This is a genomic window from Candidatus Terasakiella magnetica, assembly GCF_900093605.1.
Lineage (GTDB): Bacteria > Pseudomonadota > Alphaproteobacteria > Rhodospirillales > Terasakiellaceae > Terasakiella > Terasakiella magnetica.
On sequence record NZ_FLYE01000034.1, the window covers coordinates 179,070 to 204,203 of the forward strand.

21 protein-coding genes and 1 other RNA gene are annotated in these 25,134 nt (G+C 48.0%); 10 read left to right on the forward strand and 12 right to left on the reverse strand.

The window, feature by feature from the left end; translation table 11 throughout:
• Positions 1-101: 101 nt before the first annotated feature.
• Both MTBPR1_RS11700 and MTBPR1_RS11705 read left to right on the forward strand, forming a co-directional pair.
• The gene (locus tag MTBPR1_RS11700; RefSeq protein ID WP_083223057.1) at positions 102-1,502 is read left to right on the forward strand and encodes a methyl-accepting chemotaxis protein; all 1,401 of its coding nucleotides are present in this window, start codon (positions 102-104) and stop codon (positions 1,500-1,502) included.
• 127 nt (positions 1,503-1,629) lie between these two features.
• On the forward strand, positions 1,630-2,016 hold the full coding sequence (locus MTBPR1_RS11705) for a bactofilin family protein (RefSeq protein ID WP_069189191.1): 387 nt from the start codon (positions 1,630-1,632) through the stop codon (positions 2,014-2,016).
• A 325-nt stretch (positions 2,017-2,341) separates the two neighbouring features.
• Here the strand turns inward: MTBPR1_RS11705 and MTBPR1_RS11710 are convergent, their stop codons facing one another.
• From MTBPR1_RS11710 to MTBPR1_RS11720, 3 genes are read right to left on the reverse strand one after another with little or no spacing between them, the layout of a single operon-like run.
• Positions 2,342-3,133, reverse strand: a complete 792-nt coding sequence (locus tag MTBPR1_RS11710) for a hypothetical protein (RefSeq protein ID WP_069189192.1) — start codon at positions 3,131-3,133, stop codon at positions 2,342-2,344.
• A 54-nt stretch (positions 3,134-3,187) separates the two neighbouring features.
• Entirely contained in the window at positions 3,188-3,688 is a 501-nt protein-coding gene (locus MTBPR1_RS18395; protein WP_069189295.1) for a methylated-DNA--[protein]-cysteine S-methyltransferase, read from the reverse strand.
• Positions 3,688-5,115 (reverse strand): DNA-3-methyladenine glycosylase 2 family protein, encoded by a 1,428-nt coding sequence (locus MTBPR1_RS11720; protein ID WP_240492892.1) that lies wholly within the window; start codon positions 5,113-5,115, stop codon positions 3,688-3,690. Before MTBPR1_RS11720 ends, MTBPR1_RS18395 begins: the two co-directional genes overlap by 1 nt.
• Positions 5,116-5,237: 122 nt before the next feature.
• Between MTBPR1_RS11720 and MTBPR1_RS11725 the strand changes: the two genes are divergently transcribed.
• From MTBPR1_RS11725 to MTBPR1_RS11735, 3 genes are read left to right on the forward strand one after another with little or no spacing between them, the layout of a single operon-like run.
• A complete protein-coding gene (locus MTBPR1_RS11725) occupies positions 5,238-6,344 on the forward strand; it encodes a microcin C ABC transporter permease YejB (protein ID WP_069189194.1) in 1,107 nt (368 codons plus the stop codon).
• 3 nt (positions 6,345-6,347) lie between these two features.
• Positions 6,348-7,370, forward strand: coding sequence for an ABC transporter permease (locus tag MTBPR1_RS11730; RefSeq protein ID WP_069189195.1), 1,023 nt, complete (start codon positions 6,348-6,350; stop codon positions 7,368-7,370).
• A complete protein-coding gene (locus tag MTBPR1_RS11735) occupies positions 7,367-8,980 on the forward strand; it encodes an ABC transporter ATP-binding protein (RefSeq protein WP_069189196.1) in 1,614 nt (537 codons plus the stop codon). The genes MTBPR1_RS11730 and MTBPR1_RS11735 overlap by 4 nt, the downstream gene beginning before the upstream one ends.
• A gap of 33 nt (positions 8,981-9,013) precedes the next feature.
• On the opposite strand, the gene MTBPR1_RS11740 is transcribed toward MTBPR1_RS11735, so the two are convergent.
• The 4 genes from MTBPR1_RS11740 to MTBPR1_RS11755 form a co-directional block, all read right to left on the reverse strand.
• Positions 9,014-9,817, reverse strand: coding sequence for an enoyl-CoA hydratase-related protein (locus MTBPR1_RS11740; protein WP_069189197.1), 804 nt, complete (start codon positions 9,815-9,817; stop codon positions 9,014-9,016).
• 180 nt (positions 9,818-9,997) lie between these two features.
• Complete coding sequence (locus MTBPR1_RS11745; RefSeq protein WP_069189198.1) at positions 9,998-10,666, reverse strand: glutathione S-transferase family protein; 669 nt, start codon at positions 10,664-10,666, stop codon at positions 9,998-10,000.
• 243 nt (positions 10,667-10,909) lie between these two features.
• Positions 10,910-15,427 carry a glutamate synthase large subunit gene (gene gltB, locus MTBPR1_RS11750; RefSeq protein ID WP_240492893.1) on the reverse strand — a complete coding sequence of 1,506 codons (4,518 nt, stop codon included), beginning with the start codon at positions 15,425-15,427 and terminating at the stop codon, positions 10,910-10,912.
• 17 nt (positions 15,428-15,444) lie between these two features.
• Positions 15,445-16,884 (reverse strand): NAD(P)-dependent oxidoreductase, encoded by a 1,440-nt coding sequence (locus tag MTBPR1_RS11755; RefSeq protein WP_069189200.1) that lies wholly within the window; start codon positions 16,882-16,884, stop codon positions 15,445-15,447.
• Positions 16,885-17,225: 341 nt separating this feature from the next.
• On the opposite strand from MTBPR1_RS11755, the gene MTBPR1_RS11760 reads away from it, so the two are divergent.
• Positions 17,226-18,026 carry an undecaprenyl-diphosphate phosphatase gene (locus MTBPR1_RS11760; protein ID WP_069189201.1) on the forward strand — a complete coding sequence of 267 codons (801 nt, stop codon included), beginning with the start codon at positions 17,226-17,228 and terminating at the stop codon, positions 18,024-18,026.
• A gap of 66 nt (positions 18,027-18,092) precedes the next feature.
• On the opposite strand, the gene ffs is transcribed toward MTBPR1_RS11760, so the two are convergent.
• Positions 18,093-18,191, reverse strand: an RNA gene (gene ffs / locus MTBPR1_RS11765) — signal recognition particle sRNA small type.
• A gap of 94 nt (positions 18,192-18,285) precedes the next feature.
• Between ffs and MTBPR1_RS11770 the strand changes: the two genes are divergently transcribed.
• Positions 18,286-18,618 carry a hypothetical protein gene (locus MTBPR1_RS11770; RefSeq protein ID WP_069189202.1) on the forward strand — a complete coding sequence of 111 codons (333 nt, stop codon included), beginning with the start codon at positions 18,286-18,288 and terminating at the stop codon, positions 18,616-18,618.
• A gap of 6 nt (positions 18,619-18,624) precedes the next feature.
• Here the strand turns inward: MTBPR1_RS11770 and MTBPR1_RS11775 are convergent, their stop codons facing one another.
• Positions 18,625-19,194 (reverse strand): cupredoxin domain-containing protein, encoded by a 570-nt coding sequence (locus MTBPR1_RS11775; protein ID WP_069189203.1) that lies wholly within the window; start codon positions 19,192-19,194, stop codon positions 18,625-18,627.
• Between the two features lie 118 nt (positions 19,195-19,312).
• Here MTBPR1_RS11775 and nudC point away from each other — a divergent pair, with 118 nt between their 5' ends.
• Positions 19,313-20,233 carry an NAD(+) diphosphatase gene (gene nudC, locus MTBPR1_RS11780; protein ID WP_069189204.1) on the forward strand — a complete coding sequence of 307 codons (921 nt, stop codon included), beginning with the start codon at positions 19,313-19,315 and terminating at the stop codon, positions 20,231-20,233.
• Here the strand turns inward: nudC and MTBPR1_RS11785 are convergent.
• A complete protein-coding gene (locus MTBPR1_RS11785; protein ID WP_069189205.1) occupies positions 20,220-21,122 on the reverse strand; it encodes a LysR family transcriptional regulator in 903 nt (300 codons plus the stop codon). The two genes, nudC and MTBPR1_RS11785, sit on opposite strands and share 14 nt — an antisense overlap.
• Before the next feature lie 107 nt (positions 21,123-21,229).
• On the opposite strand from MTBPR1_RS11785, the gene MTBPR1_RS11790 reads away from it, so the two are divergent.
• Positions 21,230-22,162 (forward strand): DMT family transporter, encoded by a 933-nt coding sequence (locus MTBPR1_RS11790; protein WP_069189206.1) that lies wholly within the window; start codon positions 21,230-21,232, stop codon positions 22,160-22,162.
• Positions 22,162-22,818 carry a B3/B4 domain-containing protein gene (locus MTBPR1_RS11795; protein ID WP_069189207.1) on the forward strand — a complete coding sequence of 219 codons (657 nt, stop codon included), beginning with the start codon at positions 22,162-22,164 and terminating at the stop codon, positions 22,816-22,818. The genes MTBPR1_RS11790 and MTBPR1_RS11795 overlap by 1 nt, the downstream gene beginning before the upstream one ends.
• On the opposite strand, the gene MTBPR1_RS11800 is transcribed toward MTBPR1_RS11795, so the two are convergent.
• The gene (locus MTBPR1_RS11800; RefSeq protein ID WP_069189208.1) at positions 22,815-23,828 is read right to left on the reverse strand and encodes a patatin-like phospholipase family protein; all 1,014 of its coding nucleotides are present in this window, start codon (positions 23,826-23,828) and stop codon (positions 22,815-22,817) included. The two genes, MTBPR1_RS11795 and MTBPR1_RS11800, sit on opposite strands and share 4 nt — an antisense overlap.
• A 95-nt stretch (positions 23,829-23,923) precedes the next feature.
• Positions 23,924-25,114 carry an O-succinylhomoserine sulfhydrylase gene (gene metZ, locus MTBPR1_RS11805; RefSeq protein WP_069189209.1) on the reverse strand — a complete coding sequence of 397 codons (1,191 nt, stop codon included), beginning with the start codon at positions 25,112-25,114 and terminating at the stop codon, positions 23,924-23,926.
• Positions 25,115-25,134: the final 20 nt, after the last annotated feature.

The window sequence follows — 25,134 nt, forward strand, 5'->3', positions numbered from 1 at the left end:
TCCGTATATGTTATTTTGTTGAGTTTGCTTAAAACTTATGCAATTTATAGGGAAAATAATAAAAAAATCATATAAATTTTTACGTGGTTTACGAGGGTATTATGTCATTCTTTGGTAAGAAGAAGACCGAAGTTACGCAGAACTCCAGTGTGGAGAGTGCCGTAACAACTGAGGTTGAGCATTGCGAGTTGTCTCTGGCCTTAGAACAAGTTAATGCGATTATGGAACGCGACTATAGCCAAGTTCCCGAAGGTCGTGATGAATTAACTGTTAAGTTAAAGAAAATGGCACAAGAACAGCAAACGCGTGCCGAAACGCAGCTTTCGCGTTCTGTTGGACTTTCTGTTGCTAATAACTCAACAGTGATTTCCGTTGCCCGTTCTGCCCGCAGCTTGAAACAACTGAACGAGATTTCACAAAGCCTGGCCTCTGCCATGGAAGAAATGTCAGCATCCATTCGCGAGATTTCCAGCAGCACCCATCACAGTTCTGAAGAAGCCACTCATCTGCAGGAAATTGTCCAGCAAAGCATGCTGGGTTCCCAAGAGGCCATCAATGCCATTAACGCCATTTCTGAATCGGTCAGCCATGGTGTGGATAAATTAAAAGATTTGGCTGATGCCTCAACCCAAATTGGTGAAGTGGTCGGCTTGATCAATAATATCGCCTCACAAACCAACTTATTAGCCCTAAATGCCACCATCGAGGCTGCACGCGCAGGCGAAGCGGGTAAAGGTTTTGCCGTGGTTGCCAGTGAGGTGAAAAACCTTGCCAACCAGACAGAGCGCGCCACAAGCGATATTAATGATCGTATTGAACGTTTGCGCCACGAGATGGAAGAGATCACCACATCCATGTCCGAAGGGGCAAGCGCTGTGGAAAATGGTCAACAGATCATCACCTCAACGCTTAAAAGCATGGAAGAGATCGACCGTGGTGTAGACCGTGTGACCTCTGATATGCAAGGCATTGCCACTGTTTTAGAACAACAGCAAAGCGTGACGGGAGAAACGGCACAAAATGCGGGTGTCATTTCTGATATGGCCAATGAAAACGTTAAATCAAACACTCAAGTGCTTGATGAAATGGACCAGACAGAAAAACTGCTGACCGAGCAAATGGATGCCTTAATGCGCAACCAGTTTGCCGCACGTGATCTCATTCGCGCCAAGGCCGATCATATGGTTTGGCGCAAAAAACTGGCTGATATGCTGGTGGGTCGTGCAAACCTTGACCCCAATGAATTGGCTGATCATAAACATTGCCGCTTGGGTAAATGGTACTTTGGCGCACATGATGCTCAGGTTAAAGCCCATCCGGCCTTTAGTGCGATTGATCCGCCCCATGAAAAAGTCCATGCATTGGGTATTGCAGCAGCACGCGCTTATGCAGAACATAATCTGGATGAAGCCATTGAGCTGGTCCATCAGGTAGAAGAGCCTTCAAAAGAGGTACAAGCCTATCTGGATGAACTCATCGAGTTTGTCGCTGGCCTCCAATAAAGCTTAAGTAACAGACTTTTTTAAAGAGCATGTCGAAAGATATGCTCTTTTTTCATGCCTGTTAATCGCGTGTTTACTTCTTTGGGATAGGTTAGGACTAGGCAAATGAATAGGAAAGTCTAAAACCATGTTTTTAAAACCAAAAAAAGCCATTGTACGGCGCAATCGCAACATCCATGCTGATATTAAAGGCACAGGCGAGCTTGATTTGCGCGGCAATGTTGAAGGCGATATTGAAGTAGATAACCTTGTAATCGGCAAAAAAGGCTGCGTTAAAGGCACTGTAGTTGCCGAAACCGTGCGCATCATGGGGTTTGTTAAAGGTAACATTCAGGCCCGCGAAGTGATTATTGAAAAGAGCGCCCATATTGAAGGCGAACTTTCATATGAGCAGCTTACTGTAGCCCCACATGCTGATTTAGTGGCGAAACTCACACCGCGCCCTTTGTTGAAACTCTGGAAAGATCGCAAACCTGTTGAGGAAGTTCTTGAAGGATTGCGCGCTGTCGCCTAACGCTTTTTCTTAAAGATTTAGACTTTTAAAACTAGGGCATAAACTCATAAAATAGAATTGTTTGGCGGAGATTACTTTAAGGATGGGTTAGGCATGAAATCCACAGAAGTGCGAGCACTTTAAGGATTTTATAACGCGGCCCATCCTTAAAGTAATCCCGTCCCTTTAGGGATTTATCAAAAATATAGGCAAATACAGCGTCAAAGCCTTTTGAAAGTACAAGTACTTCCTGCAAACCTTTTCCTTGTCTTGCCTATATTTTTGATAAACCAAAGCAAGTCTATTTTATGAGTTTATGCCCTAATCTTGATGCGTCTTGAAAACTCTATGTGGTTTTCGGGCGCATTTTTTGTTGGAACAGAGAAAATGCCAGCAAGTAAACCGTTGCGGCCCCAAAGGAGGCCAATGTTCCCCACAGCAGGCCAAGGCTTTCCAGATAAAGCGCATAGACAATCCCAAAACTGACCATCGCACCTAATCCATTGGGAAAATGCTTGATAATGCTCAGCACTGGCGCGGGACCATAGGTGAAATGAATGATCACCACCATGGGAAAGACGGTGGAGGGGAAGCTCGCCATCACACCCGCCATTTGTGGACCCATGATATTGGCAAGCCCGGTGATGGAGAGCACCACAAAACAGGCCATAGCCGCGCGCACAAAAGTCACCCAAAAACCCAAACGCACAGCGCGATGAATTTTCATTTCAGCAAAGCGTTTAAAAGAAAAGATGCAAATGGCAATGACAATAATGATGAAAACAACCGCAGAAATAAGATCAAAATCAATATAGCTCAACCCCAGCCCCACTATCATAAAGGATAGAAGCGATAAAAGGGCTGCAAGCCAGACCGGGCATTTCGGACGCAGACTGATCACAAGGCCATATGTTGCAAAAACAGACAGGTTGGCACAAAGCCCTGCAAGGGTATGTACCATGCTTTGGGCCGCAAAGCTGGCCCCTTCTTCATAGCTGATAAAAACCAACACAATGGCAATGCCAAGGGGATAGCCCCCAAGCAGGCCTGCCACGCGCGGGCTGACACGCTCGGCAATTACAGAAAGCCCCAGCACAATGGTAATGGTCACGCAGATTTTAATAAGGATCAAGCTCATGGACGCATCTTTGCCAGTTATCACAGGTTTTGACAATTGCGCATTAGTGGGTAGTTACAGCGCCCCTTCATGGTGCAACAGCCATTCTTTGCGCTTTAACCCGCCTGCATATCCGGTGAGTGAGCCATCTGATCCAATCACACGATGACATGGATAGATCAACGAGATGGGGTTTAGCGCATTGGCACGCGCCACCGCACGCACGGCCTTTGGATTACCCAATTGCCGGGCAAGTTCCAGATAACTACATGTCTTGCCAAGCGGAATGGTTTGAAGGGCGCTCCAGACACGGTTTTGAAATTCTGTCCCACCCAGATCGCAGGTAATCCTATCAAGGGCGGCAAACTCACCTGAAAGATAGGCAAGGATATGGCCTTTAATGTCACGAGAGGTTTTTTCCACCAACTCATAGGGGCCAAAGCGTTTTAAAAGCAATCTGTCTTGGCGCTCTCCTTGATCGGGGAAATCTAGATGCAGCAAGGTTTCCTTTTCATCAAACACAATAGAAAGCTCACCGCACGGGCTGTTAAAATACTCCCCATAAAAAATTTTCATCACGATGCCCTCCATAAATATAACGCCCCATAAGCCCGCCAAGGCCGCCAGTTTTGTGCGCGCTCTTTTAAATCTGCCTTGGTGCAAGGTTGCCCCAGCTTTTCAAGACCGCGCAGCAACGCCAGATCATCCACCGGATAAATATCGGGCTCTCCAAAACTACGCATGACAATATAATGCGCTGTCCACGGCCCAATACCGGGCAGCGCACACAGCTCTTTTAACGTTTCTTCAACAGGCTTTGCCTTATCAAGGCCACACCAGTTTTCAGACAGTTTTTTTAAGGTGGTGATACGTCGCCCCGTCAGGCCCAATCCATCCAAATCAGCATTCATTATCTCATCAGCAGTGGGAAATAGCCCCGTGCCAATGCGCTCGACCAGACGATTACATATGGTGCGCGCGCCCTTAACGCTGATTTGCTGACCAATAATGGCGCGCACGGCAATTTCAAACCCATCCCACGCACCGGGCAGGCGCAAACCGGGATGCGCTTTCACCAAAGGCATTAAGACAGGGTCGTGGCTTAGATCATGGGCAATCCCAACCGGATCGGCATCCACATCAAACAGGCGGCGGATTTTACGCGACACGGTCTTTAAATGGGCGGTGGGGATATCTTTAATCACGGCCTTAAGACGGTTCTTCTTTTCATCACAACTCACCCTAAGGGAGCCTTTATGACCCTCAATACAAATGAGGCGCTCATAAGATGTCATGCTCACCGTTTCAATCTCATCAAGGGCGCGCTCTTTAAAAAAGCTAAGCAAGCCGTCCCAATCATAAGGTGGGCGGAAATTAAAATGCAGCACGGTTTCTTGGGTGTTGGTTTCTTCACTTTTGTTTTTACGCTCATGACTTGGCGCAAAACCAAAGGCGGTTTTATAGGCATCGTTAAAACGCCGCAGGCTGTTAAAGCCCGAGCCCAAGGCAATCTCAGTAATAGGCGCTTTGGTTTGGACCAGGAGTTTCTTGGCAAACATCAAACGCCGTGTCTGGGCAATTTGTTTGGGGGAGGCCCCAAGATGGCTTTGAAACAGGCGGCGCAAGTGACGCTCCCCAATGCCAAGGCGCGCACAAAGCTCGCTTAAAGACTGCCCGTCATCTAACGCGCCATCTTCGATTAAGCGCAAGGCGCGGCGCACGGTGGCTTCAGTGCCCAACCACGCCGGGCTTGCCGGGGCACTTTCGGGGCGACAGCGCAAACAGGGGCGAAACCCCGCATTGATCGCGGCACTGGCTGAAGGATAAAAGGTGCAATTTTCCGGCTTTGGCGTACTGGCAGGGCAGATCGGGCGACAGAAAATTCCCGTTGAAGAAACCCCTGTAAAAAACCGTCCATCAAAACGGGCATCGCGCGTCTTTAAGGCCTGATAGCATATGTCATGTTCTAAATTCATGAAGGTAGTATACAGTATGATCAGCATAAAACTCGCCATTTTCGGACATTGATATGATTTCCTAAAGCAGATGTATGACGCCGTGCCCTTGACGTGGTTCTTAAGCTTCCATACAACTGTTTTTAACTGAAACAAGAACCGTTTTTTTCATGCTCGCTTATATCATTCGACGCCTGCTTTTGATCGTGCCTACATTGCTGGGCATTATGGTGTTGAACTTTGTCATCATTCAGGCTGCCCCCGGTGGCCCGGTTGAACAGATGTTGGCAAAAATCCAGGGCGAAGCGGTAGATGCAACCGCGCGGGTCTCTGGCACGGGCAGTTCTGAAATTCAAGGAAGTGGCACTGCCCCTCAAGGTGCTAGCGCCTCACAAAATTCCAAATATCGCGGTGCCCAAGGGGTACCCCCAGAACTAATTGAAGAGATTGAACAACAGTTTGGCTTTGATAAGCCTGCGCATGAGCGTTTTTTCCAGATGATGGGCAATTATATCCGCTTTGATTTTGGTAATAGTTTTTATCGCGATGAGAGTGTGGTTGATCTCGTTCTTGAAAAAATGCCTGTCTCCATTTCCTTAGGGATATGGACGACCTTGCTGGTTTATCTCATCTCCATCCCCCTTGGCATTAAAAAGGCGATTAGGGATGGCTCCAGATTTGATATCTGGTCCAGTGGTGCGGTGATTTTGGGCAATGCGATCCCAAGCTTTCTCTTTGCAATTCTGCTAATCGTTGTTTTTGCCGGCGGGCGTTATTTTGACTTGTTCCCCTTGCGCGGGCTGGTCTCAGATAACTGGTCGGAACTTTCAACCTTTGAGCAGATCACCGATTATTTCTGGCATATGGCCTTGCCTGTTTTATCCATGGTCATTGGCGGTTTTGCCAGCTTGACCATGTTGACCAAAAATTCGTTTTTAGAAGAAATTAACAAGCAATATGTCATCACCGCACGTGCCAAGGGCTTGCACGAAAACCGCGTGCTTTATGGTCATGTGTTTCGCAATGCCATGTTGATTGTCATTGCCGGATTTCCAGCCACCTTTATCGGGGTGTTTTTCACAGGCTCCATGCTGACAGAGATTATTTTCTCCCTTGATGGGCTCGGCCTGCTTGGCTTTGAAGCCGCCATTAACCGGGATTATCCGGTGCTCTTTGGCACGCTCTATTTCTTCACGCTTTTGGGGCTGGTGATGAATTTAATTGGGGATGTGATGTATCATATCATTGATCCCCGTGTTGATTTTGAGGCGAGGTAACTGATGAGCCCGCTTAATCAACGCCGCTTGGATAATTTTAAAAAGAACAGACGGGGCTATTGGTCTTTATGGCTGTTTCTCATTCTGTTTACCGGCTCGCTTTTTGCCGAACTGATCGCCAATGATAAGCCGCTGCTGATTTCCTATGAGGATGTTTTTTACACACCGTTTTTAAATGAATATCCCGAAACCACCTTTGGCGGTTTTTTTGAAACAGAGGCTGAATATCGCGACCCTGAAGTCCAAGCCTTAATCAAGGAGGCTGGCGGCTGGATTATCTGGCCCCTTGTGCGCTACAGCTATGACAGTATCAATTATGACCTCACCGTGCCCACCCCCGCCCCGCCCAGTGCGGAAAACTGGCTGGGTACAGATGATCAGGGCCGCGATGTGGTGGCGCGTTTAATTTATGGCTTTCGCATCTCTGTGCTGTTTGGTCTGATCCTAACCGTTGCCAGTTCCATCATCGGGGTGGCAGCAGGGGCTGTGCAGGGCTATTTTGGGGGGATGATTGATCTCATTTCCCAGCGTTTTATTGAGATTTGGTCCGGCCTGCCCACTTTGTTTATGTTGATTATTCTGGCAAGTCTCGTGCAGCCGAATTTCTGGTGGTTGCTTGGCTTAATGTTGCTCTTTTCATGGGTTTCGCTTGTCTCTGTTGTGCGTGCAGAGTTTTTGCGCGCGCGTAATTTTGATTTTGTGCGCGCCGCCAAGGCCCTTGGGGTCGATGATCGCACCATTATTTTGCGCCATGTTTTACCCAATGCCATGGTCGCGACCTTCACCTTTTTACCCTTTATCCTTAATGGGTCCATCACCACACTGACCGCGCTTGATTTCTTGGGCTTTGGCCTGCCACCGGGCAGTGCATCGTTAGGTGAGTTGCTTAATCAAGGGAAAAATAACTTACAGGCCCCTTGGTTGGGCCTTACTGCTTTTTTCGTACTGTCCGTCATGCTTTCGCTGTTGATCTTTATTGGCGAGGCTGTGCGCGATGCGTTTGATCCAAGGAAGACATTGCAATGAGTTTGTTAGAGGTCAAAGACCTGCATGTTTCTTTTGGTGAGGCTGCGGCTGTGCGCGGCATATCTTTTGCCCTTGAAAAAGGCGAAACACTTGCCCTTGTTGGGGAATCCGGTTCAGGCAAATCGGTCAGTGCTTTATCAATTTTACAGCTTTTGCCCTATCCACGCGCACACCACCGCGCAGGTTCCATCACCTTAGAGGGGGATGAGCTGCTGGGCTGTAAGGAGCGCAAGATCAGGTCCATTCGTGGCAATCGCATCGCTATGATTTTCCAAGAACCGCTGACCTCTTTAAACCCGCTTCATTCAATTGAACAGCAAATTGCCGAAGTGCTGTTTATCCATAAGCTCATGACCAAGCGTCAAGCACGCGAGCGCGTGATTGAGCTGTTAAAACTGGTCGGTCTTGAAGATGCAACTACAGAAGATCGCTTAAAAGCCCTGCCCCATCAATTTAGTGGCGGGCAACAACAGCGCATCATGATTGCCATGGCCCTTGCCAATGAGCCCGATATTCTCATTGCTGATGAGCCTACCACCGCCCTTGATGTGACCGTGCAGGCGCAAATCTTAAAATTGCTCAAAGAGTTGCAAGCCAAGCTTGGTATGGCGATTTTAATGATCACCCATGACCTTGGCATCGTGCGCCATATGGCGGACCGGGTCTGTGTGATGCATGACGGGCAAATTGTTGAACAAGGCGCCTGTAGTGATATTTTTGAGCGCCCTGAGCATGCTTACACACAAAAACTGCTCGCTGCTGAGCCCAGTGGCGCACCAACAGGTAAATTTAGTGAAGATGAGATTTTGCGCGTTGAAGATTTCAAAGTTTGGTATCCCATCAAGCGCGGCATCATTAAGCGCACGGTTGATCATGTAAAAGCCGTAAATGGGATTTCCCTAACGGTGCGCCAAGGGGAAACCTTAGGTGTGGTTGGGGAGTCTGGTTCAGGCAAATCCACCTTGGGTCGCGCGATCTTGCGCTTGGAGGATAGCGAGGGTCATCTCAGTTTTGACGGGGCTGATTTACAAATAATGAGCCAGAAAGACTTACGCCCTTTGCGCCGTGAAATGCAGATGGTGTTTCAAGACCCCTTTGGCTCCATGTCGCCACGCATGTCAGTCCATCAGATTGTGGAAGAAGGCCTCTTGGTCCATAAGCTTGGCGGTAATTATGAAGAACGTCGCCAGCTTATTGGCGATATTTTAGAAGAAGTCGGCTTGTCGCGCGAGGCTCAAGATCGCTATCCCCATGAATTTTCTGGTGGGCAACGCCAGCGCATCGCCATTGCGCGCGCAGTCGTGTTAAAACCGCGCCTGATTATTCTGGATGAACCCACCAGTGCCCTTGATATGTCGGTTCAAGCCCAAATCGTTGAGCTGCTGCGCGCGCTTCAGCAAAAACATAATCTGGCTTATATCTTTATCAGTCATGATTTAAAAGTCGTGCGCGCCATGAGCCATAAAGTCATGGTCATGCAAAATGGCGTCGTTGTGGAACAAGGCCTGCGCGATGATATTTTTGATGCGCCCCAAAGCCCTTATACCAAAGCCTTAATGGCAGCGGCCTTTGACATTCAGGCCGATGACAGCGGTGTGGTTCATAGCTAACACCCCTGTCATATGGCCTTCACATAAAGGCTTTTACTTTTTCATCAGCTCAAGCATTTTTTCCACAGCTTCCATATGCTCATCTGAGTTATGGCACATGCCTTGGAAACAGGCGCAAAGATCAAGAAAATCTGGCAGCTCCATACGCTGGCCCATCTTCATCAAACGTTTGGTAAAGCGCAAAGCTTGGGGGGGCTTGGCCGCCATTTGGCTTGCAAGTTCTGTTGCGCGTTTTAAAAGCGCATCCGGTTCCACCACATCCAGCACCACACCGATTTCTTTGGCCTCAGCCGCATCAATGACGCGCCCGGTAAAGGTCAGCTCAGCTGCTTTTTGATAACCGATCAGGCGTTGTAAAAAATAAGCCCCGCCATCACCCGGAATAATGCCCAAATTCACAAAAGTTTCCCCAAACTTGGCTTTGCTTGAGGCAATGCGGATATCTGCCATATTGGCAAGATCAAAACCTGCACCAACGGCGGGGCCATTGACCGCTGCGATAATGGGGACTTCACATTTATTCATGGCTAAGGGGATACGTTGGATACCTTGGCGATACCGTGTCTGACATTCTTCCACATCGCCTGCAAAATCACCTGCGCGATCTTTCATATCTTTAATGTTCCCACCGGCTGAAAAGGCAGAACCCGCACCTGTCATGATCAAAACACTAATGTCATCAGCCGCTTTATTTACCCACTCGATCGTATTGATAATATCATCGATCAAGGCAGTGCCTGTGAGGGCATTTCGCACGTCATGACGATCAAAGGTCAATGTGGCGATACGATTTTCAACATGAAGGGTGGCATCAATCAATTTGGGTAAATCAGACACGGTTTTTTATCCTTTGCTCAAAAAAAATGCGACTACACACAGTCAGGGGGACGTTTGTATAGCCGCATTGAGTTTTCCTCACACCTCTAGGGAGTGCAAGAGTCTTTTCAGATGATTTCTTATACATAATGTTCGCCTCTCAAACATTACAACAATTGTAAAGAAATGTGAGAGAGTTGATTAAAAGTCAAGATCAGCATAATGACGCGCGGCTTGAACGCCACTGACGCTATCTTGTAAAATATCGCGCATACAAGGGCGTGATTTAAAGCGTGCATACCAATCGTGCGCACCGGGGTGATCTTTCCACGGGATATCACCGAGATAATCCACGCAAGAGATATGGGCCGCAGCCGTAATATCAGCCAGTGAAAGCTCTGTTCCCGCCAGCCAGTTGCGCTGTTCGGTTAAATAGCCGATATAATCTAGATGGTAATGGACATTTTGTTTTCCAGCGCGAATAGCCGATGAATTGGGCGTGGCCCCAGCAATAAAACGCTTGCTGATCTTCTCACCCACAAGGTTTTTTGAGACTTCTGCTGCAAACTTTTTATCAAACCATGCAATGAGGCGACGCACTTCTGCGCGTTGATCTGCATTTGTGCCCAAGAGATTAACTAACGGATAGACTTCTTCAAGATACTCACAAATTGCCACATCATCCCAAATCGGGCGGCCTTCAGGCTCCACCAAAACAGGGACTTCACCTGCCGGATTTAAGGCGAGGAAGGTTTCGCGTCTTTCCCAGACAGGTTCAACCACACATGTGCATTCCAGCTTCTTTTCAGCCAAAAGAAGACGGATTTTTCTTGATAACGGATCAAACGGTTGGTGATAAAGGCGTCTCATGTTCTCTCTAATTAACGCACTGCACAATATAGAGTGGAATAACTGTTTTTAAGGGGTATGGAAAGAGAAAAAAAAGGCGAAGCCAAAAAGCCTCGCCTAAAGTCTTGGTTAGGGATGAATGTCAAAAGTGACATTCAAGTAGGTCCGATTAAAAACCGCACCCTTGCAATCAAGTCACGAGAGATCATTGTAACTTGTGCCAGTCTCGGGGGCCTCACGACCCCCAATTCCTTTTTACGGAGCTTAAGCTGTCTTCTTGGCAGCGGCTTGCTTTGTTACCGGAACCTCGAGTTTATCGAGCATTTCCTTTGGCACCACTTGCCAGATTTTGCCTTTCTCCATATCCCAATCCTGCAGGAGCTGACCTGCATATTGAGAGTGTGTTTCTTTAACATGTTCTTGGATCAGCCCTTTGACCATATCTTCATAATGATCAACTTCAATGCGCTGCCAAATAACATTGTCAAAGTTCACACGATGTTCAAACGTACCATCCTGGTCATAGATAAAGGCCATGCCGCCTGTGAAACCAGCACCGAAGTTAGCACCAACTTCACCCAGAACAACCACTGTACCACCGGTCATATATTCACAACCGTTAGAGCCGATACCTTCAACCACAGCCGTCGCACCAGAGTTACGAACCCCAAAGCGTTCACCACCTTGACCAGACGCAAACAACTTACCCGCTGTTGCCCCATAGAGACATGTGTTACCCACGATGGTGTTGTCATTGGACTTCAATGGGCTTGAAACCATTGGACGTACAACGATGGTACCGCCAGAAAGACCCTTACCGACATAATCGTTAGAATCCCCAAAGATTTCCAGTTTTAAGCCCTGAACGATAAAAGCACCCAGTGAGTTACCAGCTGAGCCGCGCATACGCACAGTCAGGTGATCTGGCTCAAGACCTGTCATCCCGTATTTACGCGTGATGATGGAGCTTGTGGATGTCCCTACAGAACGGTGTGTGTTTTTAACGGTATAGAAGAGTTGCATCTTCTCACCACCGTGAAGGGCGTTATGTGCATCCTTGATGATTTGACCATCAAGTGTATCTGGCACAGGGTTGCGCTCAGTTAATGTACAAAAACGTGGTGTATCGCCCGTATCAGCTTGAGTTAGAAGCGGGTTCAAATCAAGGTCATCAAGGTTTTCACGACCACGACCCACTTGTGTCAAGAGATCACAACGACCGATCACATCTTCAAGTTTTTCATAACCCAAAGAGGCCAGAATTTCTGAAACTTCTTCTGCGATGAACGTAAAGAGGTTGACAACTTTAGCAGCTGAGCCTGTAAACTTCTTGCGCAGTTCTGGGTCTTGCGTACACACACCAACCGGACAAGTGTTAGAGTGACATTGGCGAACCATGATACAGCCCATGGCGATCAAGGATGTTGTCCCGATACCAAATTCTTCAGCACCCAACATCGCCGCGATCACAACGTCACGACCTGTGCGGAAACCGCCGTCTGTGCGCAGCTTCACGCGGTGGCGAAGTTTGTTAAGGGTGAGAACCTGATTGACCTCAGAAAGGCCCATTTCCCATGGCAGGCCAGCATATTTGATGGAAGACTGTGGCGATGCACCCGTACCACCGTCATAACCGGAAATATGAATGGTATCGGCACCAGCTTTTGCCACACCAGCCGCAATTGTACCCACGCCAGAACGTGCCACAAGCTTCACACAAACACGGGCAATTGGGTTGATTTGCTTAAGGTCATAAATGAGCTGAGCCAAATCCTCAATGGAATAGATATCGTGGTGAGGCGGTGGTGAAATCAGCGTTACACCCGGTGTAGAGTTACGCAATTTACCAATTTCAACGGTCACTTTAAAGCCCGGCAGCTGACCACCTTCACCCGGTTTTGCACCTTGGGCGACTTTAATTTCAAGTTCCTGACAGTTGTTGAGATATTCCGCTGTCACACCAAAACGACCAGAGGCAACCTGCTTCACAGCAGAGTTTGCATTGTCACCATTTTTGCGTGGTGTGAAACGTTCGCGGTCTTCCCCACCTTCACCAGAGTTTGATTTAGCCCCAATACGGTTCATGGCAATCGCAAGTGTTTCATGCGCTTCACGAGACAAGGCCCCCACAGAAATCGCAGGCGCACAAAGGCGGCGGCGAAGCTCTGTGATAGATTCAACACTATCAATTGAAATGCTGTCACGATCAGACTGGAAGTCCAGCAGGTCGCGCAACATCATTGGTTTGCGATTATTCACCCCATCGGCATATTCACGATATTTAGAATAGCTTTCCGTTGCCACAGCTTCTTGGAGCTTGTGGATCAACAGCGGGTCATGGGCGTGACGTTCTCCTTTGGCGCGGTAACGGTAGAAACCGCCTTGGGCCAATGGGTTTGCTTCTGAATATGCCTTATCGTGCATTTCCAGAATTTTCTCTTCCAGACCTTTAAGACCAATACCGGAAATACGTGATGTCATGCCGGGGAAGAAATCAGCCACAACAGAACGTGACAGACCAACCGATTCGAACGTGTAACCACCACGATAAGAACTGATCACACCGATGCCCATTTTAGACATGGTTTTCAACAAGCCCTTGTTGATGGCTTTCTTATAGTTCTCAACAGCCGTTTCAAACGATGTATCACCGTAAATGCCTTTGGCATGTTGGTCTGCGATGGCTTCTTCTGTCATGTAAGCGTTCACAGTTGTTGCACCAACACCAACCAGAACGGCAAAATACTGAACATCAAGAGCTTCTGCAGAACGAACGTTTAGCGATGTAAAGGTACGCAATTGCTGGCGCACCAGATAACTATGAACACCACCAGCAGCCAAGATCATCGGCACAGGCGCTTTGTCTTTAGAGACATGCTCGTCTGTCAGGATGATGTGTTTCTTGCCCCCACGAACAGCCATTTCAGCTTCGTGACGGATACGTTCAATCGCTTCGCGCAAAGATTCTTTGCTTGGTGTAAAGGTACAATCGATTTCGATCGCATCATTACCAAGATATTTCTTCAACGCGTGGAATTCTGTTGAATTCAAGAACGGTGTTTCTAGCTGAACCACTTCACATTGGTCCGGCCCTTCATCCAGCACGTTACCCAAGTTGCTCAAACGTGTACGCAGGCTCATCACGCGTGTTTCGCGAAGTGAGTCAATCGGTGGGTTTGTCACCTGAGAAAAAGCCTGACGGAAGAAGTGATGCAAGCCACGATATTGATCAGATAGTACCGCTTGTGGGGTATCATCACCCATGGAGCCTGTGGCTTCTTGGCCTGTTTCGACCATGGGGCGCAAGATCAGTTCCAAATCTTCCTGTGTAAAACCAAAGAGCTGCTGTTGTTGTAGCAGGTCTTCTTCAGACGGGTTCACCGGCTTTGGCGCATCGGCCTTTAAGATTTCATCAACCTTAACGATGTTTTCCACCCAAGAGCCATAAGGCTGACGTGCAGCCGTCCAGTCTTTAAGTTCTTTATCGTGGTAGAATTTACCTTCTGAAAGATCAACACCGATCATGCCGCCCGGGCGGACATGGCCTTTTTCCTGAACTTTAGATTCGTCAATTTCTGACATACCTGTTTCAGAACCCACCAGCAAGATGCCATCACCTGTGATGGTGTAACGCAATGGGCGCAAACCGTTACGGTCCAAGCCCGCCACAATCCATTGACCATCTGTCCCACAAATTGCTGCGGGGCCATCCCATGGTTCCATGACAGAGTTACAATAAGCAAACAGGTCTTCATGCTCTTTTGGCATCAAGGAGTTTTGACCGATCGATTCTGGCACCATCAAGGCTTTAACAGAAGGTGCCGGGCGACCTGCACGTACCAAAACTTCCCAAACTGCATCTAAAGCAGAGGAGTCAGATGCACCATTTGGAATCAATGGTTTGATATCTTCAATGTGCCCCCCAAAAACAGGCGAGGCCATGCATGTTTCATGGGCCTTGGTCCAGTTGACGTTACCCGTTACCGTGTTGATCTCGCCATTATGGGCGATCATGCGAAACGGTTGAGCCAAACGCCATTGCGGGAATGTGTTTGTTGAATAACGCTGGTGATAAATCGCAAAGTTAGAAACAAACAGCTCGTCATTCAGGTCAGGGTAAAATTCTGTGATTTCACCCGCCATGAACATACCTTTGTAGATCACGCTGCGACAAGAAAGCGAACAGAAGTAAAATTCTGTCAGGTTTTCTGCCAGACACTGGTTTTCAATGCGACGGCGGATCACATAAAGGTCATTTTCAAACTCGTCATCAGATTTACCAAGTGTGTTGGCAATCATGATCTGTTCGATCTCTGGGCGTGTGGCGTTTGCTTTTTCACCAATCACTTCGGTGTTGATCGGCACTTGGCGCCAGCCATAGATGCGATAACCAAATTTCAGAACTTCCGCTTCAACGATACAGCGGCAACGTTCTTGCGCGCCAAAATCAGTTTTTGGCAGGAAACATTGACCAACCGCCAAAGAGCTTTCTTCTGGCTCATGGCCTGTACGGCGAATGTGGCGTTTGAAAAATTCCTGTGGGATTTGCACGTGGATACCCGCGCCATCACCTGTTTTACCATCGGCATCAACCGCACCACGGTGGTCCAGCGCACGTGTAGCTTGAAACGCATGGCGCAAAACTTCACGGTTTGGCTTCCCATCAAGAGAGGCCACCAGACCAACACCACAGTTGGCAGTTTCAAAAGCCGGATCATACATGCCGTTTTCAGCGAGGAACTTTGCGGCTTTTTGATATTCCGATACGTAATTATTTGTCATTTTTCTACTCATGCTCCTTATTCGGCCGCAGTGCCTGCACGGGTTTTAGCCCGCAGATATTTATGAATTTCATCAGATGCTTCACGCGCATCATTAATACAGCTCACAACCAAGGACGCACCGCGCTCGATATCACCAGCTGCAAAAACACCGTCCAGATTGGTCATCCAAGTTTCTTGGTCAACTTCCACGGTGCCCCAGCGCGTTACCGCCAGATCAGGCTCGCCAAACAGGGTTGGAATGTCTTCTGGTTCAAACCCAAGAGCTTCGATGACGATATCTGCATCGATCTCAAACTCTGAACCTTCAATTTCTTTTACGCTTTGACGACCAGAACCATCAGCCACGCCCAAATGCATGGAAACCGCTTCAACCTTCTGGACTTTGCCCAGACCCTTGAAAGATTTCGGGGCAGATAACCACTGGAAATCCACGCCTTCATTTTCAGCATTTTCCACTTCGCGCTGTGAACCCGGCATATTGGCACGGTCACGACGATAGAGACATTTGACTGATTTCGCCCCTTGGCGGATGGACGTACGCACACAGTCCATGGCCGTATCGCCACCACCGATGACCACAATATTTTTGCCTTCAGCATTTAATGTGCCGTCATCAAATTCTTGAACGTCATCACCGAAGCTCTTTTTGTTCGACGCTGTTAAGAAATACATCGCCGGGAAGATGTTTTCCAGATCAGAACCCGGTGCATCCAGTTTACGACCCGCATAAACACCAACCGCGATCATCACGGCATCATGTTTGGCTTGTAAGTCTTTAAGTGAGGCATCTGTGCCCACTTCGAAGTTTAGGTGGAAGGTAACGCCACCGTCCTCAAGAAGCTTGGCACGACGTGCAACCACGTCTTTTTCAAGTTTAAAGCCCGGAATACCATAAACAAGCAAGCCACCAACGCGGTCTGAACGCTCATAAACATGGACTTCATAACCTTTGCGGCGCAAGCGATCAGCTGCTGCCATACCAGCGGGGCCAGAACCGATGATGCCAACACTTTGGCCCAGTTCCTGAAGCGGCTGTGGTGGTTTCACCCAACCTTGCTCCCACGCATTATCGGTAATGAATTTTTCAATAGAACCGATGGTGACCGCATTATGTTCGGATTGTTCCAAAACACAGAGACCTTCACACAAACGGTCTTGCGGGCAAATGCGACCGCAAATTTCTGGAAGAGTATTGGTTTCCTGAGAGACGTGATAAGCATCTTCCAAACGGCCCGCAGCCACAAGGCGCAACCAGTCTGGAATGTTATTGCTTACCGGACAAGCAACTGAACAATAAGGAATGCCACATTGCTCACAACGTGACGCTTGTTCCTGGGCTTTCTCAATGGAAAAACGCGAATAAATTTCATCGAAATCTTTTTTGCGTTCGTCAGCAGTGCGTTTTTCGGGATAATTTTGCCCGATATTCACAAACTGCATCATTTTTTCAGCCATATCTCTCTCCAATTCCTCTTTTAATAGAGTCTGTTTTTTCTGTCGCCTTTAATACCCAACCTACAGGCGCGCATAGGCCAACCGAATCTCAGTGATAAAGTCGGAGCGTTGATATGCGCTATTATGGCGCAGATTTCAAGGAAAAACTATAGATAGGTCAGTAAGACTGCCTTATGTCATAAAAAAGCCCCTAATTAAGCGGCCTTACCGCCCCGCCTAAAAATCCATTATTCCAATATATTGTACCGAAATGGTACTATATTAGTTTTTGGGCCTCGAATCCGAACGTGGTATATAAATCACAAATTAAATAATAAAATTTCTTCAACAGGGAAATTCACGTGACTGAACTCCATATTTTGGTGCTCGCCCTTGTCCAAGGGATAACCGAGTTCTTACCGATCAGTTCATCTGGCCATCTTGTTCTTGTTCCCGTCTTTGGTGGATGGGAAGACCAAGGGCTGTTAATGGATGTAGCTGTACATGTTGGCACGCTTGGTGCTGTCATGATCTATTTCTGGCGCGATATCTGGCATATGCTGCGCGGGGTGATGCGTTTTACCAAGGGTAAAAAAGACCCCGGGGCAAAACTGTCTGCCATGGTATTGCTCGCCACCATTCCCGTGATTGCTGCAGGTTTTTTCCTCAATAAATACCTCGGGCCTGAATTTCGCACCGTTGAGGTCATCGGCTGGACCACATTAGGATTCGGCTTTCTGCTTTATTTTGCCGATAACATGGGGCTCACCATTCGCCGTGTGGAACATACCGGCATTGTAGACGCCATCCTTATTGGCCTTGCCCAGTGTCTTGCGTTGATCCCCGGCACATCACGTTCCGGCATCACCATTACGGCAGCACGTTTCTTGGGCTATGAGCGCTTGGATGCGGCGCGCTTTTCCATGTTGCTATCTATTCCTGCCATTTTGGGTGCAGGTAGTCTTAAAGGATATGAGCTTTATGAAAGCGGCAACATACAGCTGACCAATGATGCCTTAAGTGCAGCAGGCCTTGCCTTTGTGGCGGCCTTTATTGCCATTGCCATTATGATGGCGTGGCTTAAACGGGCCTCTTTTACCCCGTTCTTTATCTATCGCCTCGTGCTTGGCTGTGGTCTTCTTTATTACGCTTATTATCTATAAGCTCTTTCATGTGCATCGATGTCTTTAAAAAGCAAAAAGCCCTTGGCATATGACCAAGGGCTTTTTGGTGAGAGGTTGAATACGACCCGAACCGAAAAACTCGTTACGGCTGCTTCCTTCCGGACCTGACCGGGTTGGCGAGGAGCTCGTCCGTACCAACCTCTCAAGGCGGCTTTTAACCCCTGTAGGCGTTGACTTCAAGCAAAAACGCAAAAATAATAGAGTCACATCCATAAAAGCTTTGCAAAAGAGTTTGAAAATGACTGACGCCGTTGAAATTTATATTTGTAAACCCGGACAAAAAATCGAAGAAGGCCAGATGGTCATGTCTAATGACATTGACTGTAAGGAAGCCGCTGAAGAAGACGCCAAAAAACGCTGTAAAATCGTGCCTTCAACTGAACGCATTGTTTATTACGATGTCAGTGGCGGCGGTTTTAAAGTGCTTTATTCCTACACCAACCCCAAGGTGAGCCAAAGCAAAGGCAAACGCAGCCCGCACCCCATGGGCGGTCCGATCCCTAAAAAGAAAAAAGCCCCTGCTAAAAAACAGGGGCTTTGGCAAAAAGTGAAGAAATCACTGGGTGTTTAAGAAAGCTTATTCAACCACAAACACACCGCTTGTCCCCATGGTTGCTGCGCGGCTCCAGGGTGAGAAGCTGAAGTTTGGCAAGAAAAAGCCCGGTGCGTTATCTTCAAACTCGTAACGCCCTTCAAGAACGGGAACCAACTTAACCATACGCTCGCCTTTTGGCGGCACAACAAAAGACTTCAGCTGTGGCTTAGCGCGGGCTGGGTAGGTCTCATCCTCATACATAGCTTCATTAATCGAATCGACAGAGGTGTTTTCAAAAAACTCGCCTGCATTAAACGAAACAGAATTTTGATCTTTATTCACCACCTTAATCACGTAAGGTACGTCTTTTTTCAAATGAACGATCATGGGTGAAAATTCGTTTTGACGTACAGTCAAAGTCACATTGCGTGCATCATTCCATGCTGCGGCTTCAGCGATTTCACCGCTGGCATCTGCATGGTTGCGCACATCAAAAGCATCTTTATAAGTCCCGAAATCCGTAACAAATACGCTATTGTACGCCACATCGCGCTCAGCACACGCGCTTAAACCAACAGCAGCCATCATGGCTAAAGCATAACGTATTTTCATTTCTTTTTCCGTCTAATCCCTTGTTAGAACCCATATTCGGCCCTAGGTTAACCCACGCCCACTTTATCGTCGACCTTTTAAAACAGCAACGTTTTCTTGCAATAAAGGCTATATTTATATGCTTATCGCATCTGATGACCTCTTTTATGCTACCCCAAACTTGGATAGGGCTGCACATTTGCGCCTTGATTCGAATTGGTTGAACAAAGAAATCACCAACTCATCGTCACGTTTCATTTTGCTGCATCAAAGTAAAAATTTATTTAAGAAAACGCTCAAAGAAAACCTGCCTCATTTTCTAAATCCCGACGAATCTACCCCTTTTCTCAAAAGCTGCCCTTGGGCGTATCTGGGTTCACATCAAGGCAAGAGCCTCTTTGTCATTGATGCATCAGAAATCACAGAGACAGAGATAACCCAAAAACTTGAGCCCGATCTCTTTTTTGAAGATTTACGCCGCGCAGGCCCGATCATGCAAAAAGATCAGGCGTCTCAATTTGCCTATGGCCGCGCCTTGATGTTCTGGCACAGTCGCCATCAGTTTTGCGGGGCCTGTGGGCATAAAACGGCCCTTAAACAAGCTGGTCACATGCGCACCTGTTTAAACCCAGACTGCGGCATCCCCCATTTTCCGCGCACAGACCCTGCTGTGATCATGCTGGTTCATGATGGTACACGCTGCCTGCTTGCCCATAACCATTATTTGCGCGATGGAATGTATTCTACACTGGCAGGCTTTGTTGAACCCGGCGAAACCTTAGAACAGGCCGTGCGCCGCGAAGTCATGGAAGAAACCAATATTCAGGTGGGCGACGTCACTTTTGCAGGTTCCCAACCTTGGCCTTTCCCCACCTCTCTCATGATCGGCTTTTATGCCCACGCTCAAAGCTATGACATCACCTTACAAGATGAGGAACTTGAAGATGCCCAATGGTTTAGCCGGGATGATTTGCGTAAATTCAAAGCCCAAGGCAGGCTCCTGCCCAGCCGCGATAGTATTGCGCGCAACATGATTGAGGCTTGGATCAAAGCGGAGTGAAGACTTTTGCCGCACTTTCCCTAATCACCTCACTCATGGCTTGCGCGGCCATGGTTAAAGGATAGTCTTTTGACCAAACCAAGGTTGAAACCCGCTCAACCGTCGGGTTCACCAGTGGCAATGCGATAAGACGCCCGGCTTCCACATGAGATTTGCACGCCTCATAAGAAAGAATCGTTGAGCCCAGCGCGCGACAGACCAGCTCGGTCTGAATGGCAAGGGATTCGGCCTCCACCACCACATTAATCGCTTTGCCTATTTTTGCCGCTTCCTTATCTAATAAATCACGCAAACCATGCTTGGTACCGGGCAGGATAAAGGGCTGTTCCAGACATTCCTCTAAAGTGACTTCTTTGCGCGAAGCCCATGGCTGTGTGGGGGCTGTGATGAAATAAAGCTGCTCAGACCATAACGGTTCACTATGGAGTTGGCTTGAAACATTACCTTCAAACAACACTCCAATGTCCATGCGCCCTTCTAACAGCGCATCTTGTAAAGCACCGCTAAGAAGCTGGGTGACGCGCAGGCGCACATTTGGATAGTCTGCGCGAAATCTTTCAATCACCGGGCCTGCCAGCACCAAACCAACACTGGGCGGCAAGCCTAAACGGACCTCGCCCTGCACCGTTCCGGCAAAGGCCGTCATATCCATTTTAAGACGTTCCATCTCTTCTGAAAGAACCCGTGCGCGCCCCTCTAACAAAGCGCCTGCCTCACTGAGCAACACACCACGCCCAGTGCGGATAAACAAGGCAACTCCTGCGTCTTCTTCAAGCAGACGGATTTGGCGACTAAGCGCAGGCTGGGTCACATTTAGACGTTTAGCCGCTTTTGAAAGAGAGCCCGTTTCTGCCACATGGAGGAAACTGCGCAGTTGTTTTAAATCCATCTCACTCACCAGGTATAACAAAAAGTAATATCTTTTAGAATATTATTGAAATTGGTTTATGTCACGAAGATGTGTAAACATGAAGCTGCTTTCATAAGGAAAAAACAATGCCCAACCAACATGCAGATATGAGTGCAATTTTATTTGTTTTCATATCCACCATTGCACTGGCCTTTAAAGGGGTTTTCGCAAAATTTGCCTATATGGCAGATATGTCGGTGGATGCGTTACTGTTGTTGCGTTTTGGTATTGCTGCACCCTTATTCTGGGTCGGGGTGTATTTTATGGCACGCAAGTCAGCCCCTTTAACAGCAAGCCAATGGAAAACCTGTAGCTTTGCAGGATTGATGTTTTTCTTTGCGACCTATTGTGATTTTACCGCCATTTCAAAAATCGGTGTAAGTGTCTCACGCTTGATCCTGTTTACCTTTCCCATGATGGTGATGTTGATCAATGCCTTATTGATGAAAAAACCACCTACCCCCCATCAATGGTTTGTGTTTTTCACCACCTATTTCGGCATTGCTTTGGTCATGGCGCCTAACGGCATGGCCTCTTTAGACGGGTTTGACTGGGTTGGGGCCTCTTGGGCCTTGGGCTCGGCCTTTACCTATGCGGTTTATCTGGTGACCTCTCAGGAAATTATGAAATCTTTGGGCTCGGTCCGTTTCACCGCCGCCTCAGGCAGCATCACCTTGCTTATCATGCTTGCTGTCATCCCCATAAGCGCCAGTAGTGAAGATTTAAGCTTCCCCATCGATGGTGTGTTTTGGGCGACCATCATTGCCACGGCTTGTACGGTTTTGCCCTTTTTCATGTTGTTTGAAGGCATCAAACGCTGCGGGGCAACACAGGCCAGCCTGATCACCTTGGCAGGGCCTATCATTACGGTGATTGCGGCGTGGCTTATCTTGGATGAGACCCTTTCAAGCCTGCAAATGGTCGGGGCCGCCATTACCATCATGGGGGTTGCCAGCTTGAAAAGTACATGGGTGATCGATATGGTGCGTAAAATAATCAACCGACCAAAGGTAGCCTGATGAAAATTTCATTGTCCGATGATTTTGCACAACGCGACATTCGCCTGCGCCTTGGACTTATTCAGGCCGATGTTTTCATTGAAGACTCAAAGCCTGAGTTTATTGCAAAACTTGATGATGTTGTTGAGAGGCGTATTGCTGAGTTTAACGCCCAGCCTGCCTCAAGTGATCCACAGATCATGGCAACGCGCAAAGCTTATAAAGCCTTGGGCAAAGACCCTGCGCGCTATCGCCCCGCAGCAGAAGCCCTAACGCGGCGTCTCCTGTCTGGCAAAGGCATTTATCATGTGAATAATGTGGTGGATGTAAACAACCTGATCTCCATCAAATCAGGCATTTCCATTGGCACCTATATCACTGAAAAGATTGAAGGTGATGTGATCTTTCGTCGCGCAAATGCTGGTGAAAGCTATAAAGGCATTGGTCGGGGTGATCTCAATCTGGAAGGCCTGCCCATTTTTTGTGACGAGCTCGGCCCCTTTGGCTGCCCCACAAGTGATAGTGAGCGCACCATGATTACAAAAGGCCACCACACAATTGCAATGGTCCTTATTAACTTTGGGGATGATGCAGCCTTAGAAGGCTATCTGGAAGAAACCCAAGCTTTGCTCAAAGACTATTGTCAGGCCGAAAATATCACAACCACACTTGTTTAAAGCCCGAAATGTTCTTTCAAATCAATTGAGGAATGTTGCGCGATCTTTTCACGGTCTTGTTCAAGAAAGACCTCGCAAGCCTCACGCCCTTTAATGAAAAGCTCTGAAAGCATTTTCCAATCCGGTGTCATCTCACTGCCCGGATTGAGCCGTGAAGTAACAGGTGAGCCATCAATTAGATGGAAATGATGGTTCCTTAAGCGACAGGCCGCAGGGCTTGTGCCTGCTTGTTCCCGCTCTTCTTCAATCACTTCAATTTCATGGCGCAAGCTTTCTGAAAAAGACAGATGATTTAAATGGGTGCGCATACCCGCAATATGAGACGGCATTTGCATAAAATCATCAACCGGGCTGATCTGGATCAACAAGGTATCATCTGTGTTGGAATCTAACACCAAGGGGCGCACCGCAGGATTGGCTGAAAAACCACCATCCCAAAAAGGGTCGCCATTAATCAGTACTGATTTTGATAAAAATGGTAAACAACTAGACGCCAGTACCATCTCGATGGTGAGTTCTTGGGTTTCAAACAAGCGGGCCTTACCGTTTGAGACTTGAGTTGCCGCCACATAAAGGCTCACCGGACTGTGTTTGCGTAAATCTTCAAAATTGATGTGCTTTTTTAAAATATCGCGCAACGGGTCATAATCCAGCGGGTTATGATCAAACGGTGCAAAAAAGCCACTCATGGCCTTACTCATCAATTCCATGGGCGTTTGAGGGATGGATAGAAAATCCCCCGCCTTTGAAATGGCTTTCCAGACTTCTTCCAGCTTAGCGCCCGCCCCCGCAGCGCCATCTTCCATATAACCTTGGGCAAAGGCCACGGCATTCACCGCGCCAGCGCTGGTGCCGCTTAGGGTGTCATATGACATGAAATCATCTTCTAACAGACGATCAAGAACCCCCCATGTATAAGCGCCATGGGCCCCGCCACCTTGAAGGGCGAGATTGATTTGCTTGTGGGAGTGATCACACGAGCTGGATGTTTTGGGGGTTTCATCAGACATGGCACGCAGTGTAACAGAAAAGATCGTTTAGCGTGCGAACTATTTGTGCGGCGCAAAAGAAAGGCCCCTGCATTAAAACAGAGGCCCTTATCATTTTATCCAAAGACAGTCTTGGAAGCCTGTGCCAGATCTTCCTTAAGATCATCGGCATCTTCTAGACCGACTGAGAGACGCAGCAAGCCATCGCTAATACCCAGATGCAAACGCTCAGCCTCTTCCACCTTGGAATGGGTGGTGGTGCCTGGGTGCGTGATCAAAGATTTGCTATCGCCAAGGTTATTACAAATCTTGGTCAGCTCCAGCGCATTTTCAAAAGCAAAAGCTTTATCCTTGCCGCCATCAATTTCAAAAGACAGCATCGGGCCACCCGCTTTCATCTGCTTCATCGCCAGATCATGCTGGGGATGGCTGTGCAAACCGGGATAGTTGACCTTTGTGACCCCTTTGAGGTTTTCCAAGAATTTGGCAACCAAAGTGGCGTTTTCGCAATGTTTCATCACGCGCATATCCATGGTCTCCAAGCCTTTAAGCTGGGTCCATGCATTAAACGGGCTCATAGCTGGGCCTGTGTTGCGGAAATACGGCATGATCTCTTCTTTAAGAAGTTTTTCTTCATTAAAGAGGATTGCCCCACCCATGGTGCGGCCCTGACCATCCACATATTTTGTGGTGGAATAAACAACCACATCTGCGCCAAAATCCAGCGGCTTTTGCAAAATTGGTGTGGCAAAAACATTATCCACAATCACACGTGCGCCCGCTTTATGGGCAAGATCAGCCACGCTCTGCATATCAACGATATCAAGGGTCGGGTTAGACGGTGTTTCAAGCAGCACTGCGCGGGTCGGCTTTTTCAAGGCCTCTTCCCACTGGTTAAGGTCATCGCCATCAACCAGAACCGTCTCAATACCAAAACGCGGCAAGATATTGTTCATGATAAAGACGCTTGAACCAAACAGCGCGCGCGAAGCCACCACACGATCACCTGATTTTAACATCGCCATCAAAGTGGTGTTGATCGCCGCCATGCCTGTGGCTGTAGCCAAGCAAAAGTTTGCCCCTTCGATCATTGCCATGCGTTCCTCAAACATGCCCACTGTCGGGTTGGCAAATCGGGAATATTGATAGCGTTTGATCTCTTCTTTAAAGGTTGCTTCTTGTTCTTCAGCGCTTGCATAAATGTAGCCCGAAGTCACAAACAAACCTTCGCAGTTTTCATCAAAAGCAGAACGCTTAATGCCGCCATGCACCAATTGTGTGCTGGTGCGCCATGTTGTCTTGCTCATGAGATTATCCTTCTTAACGT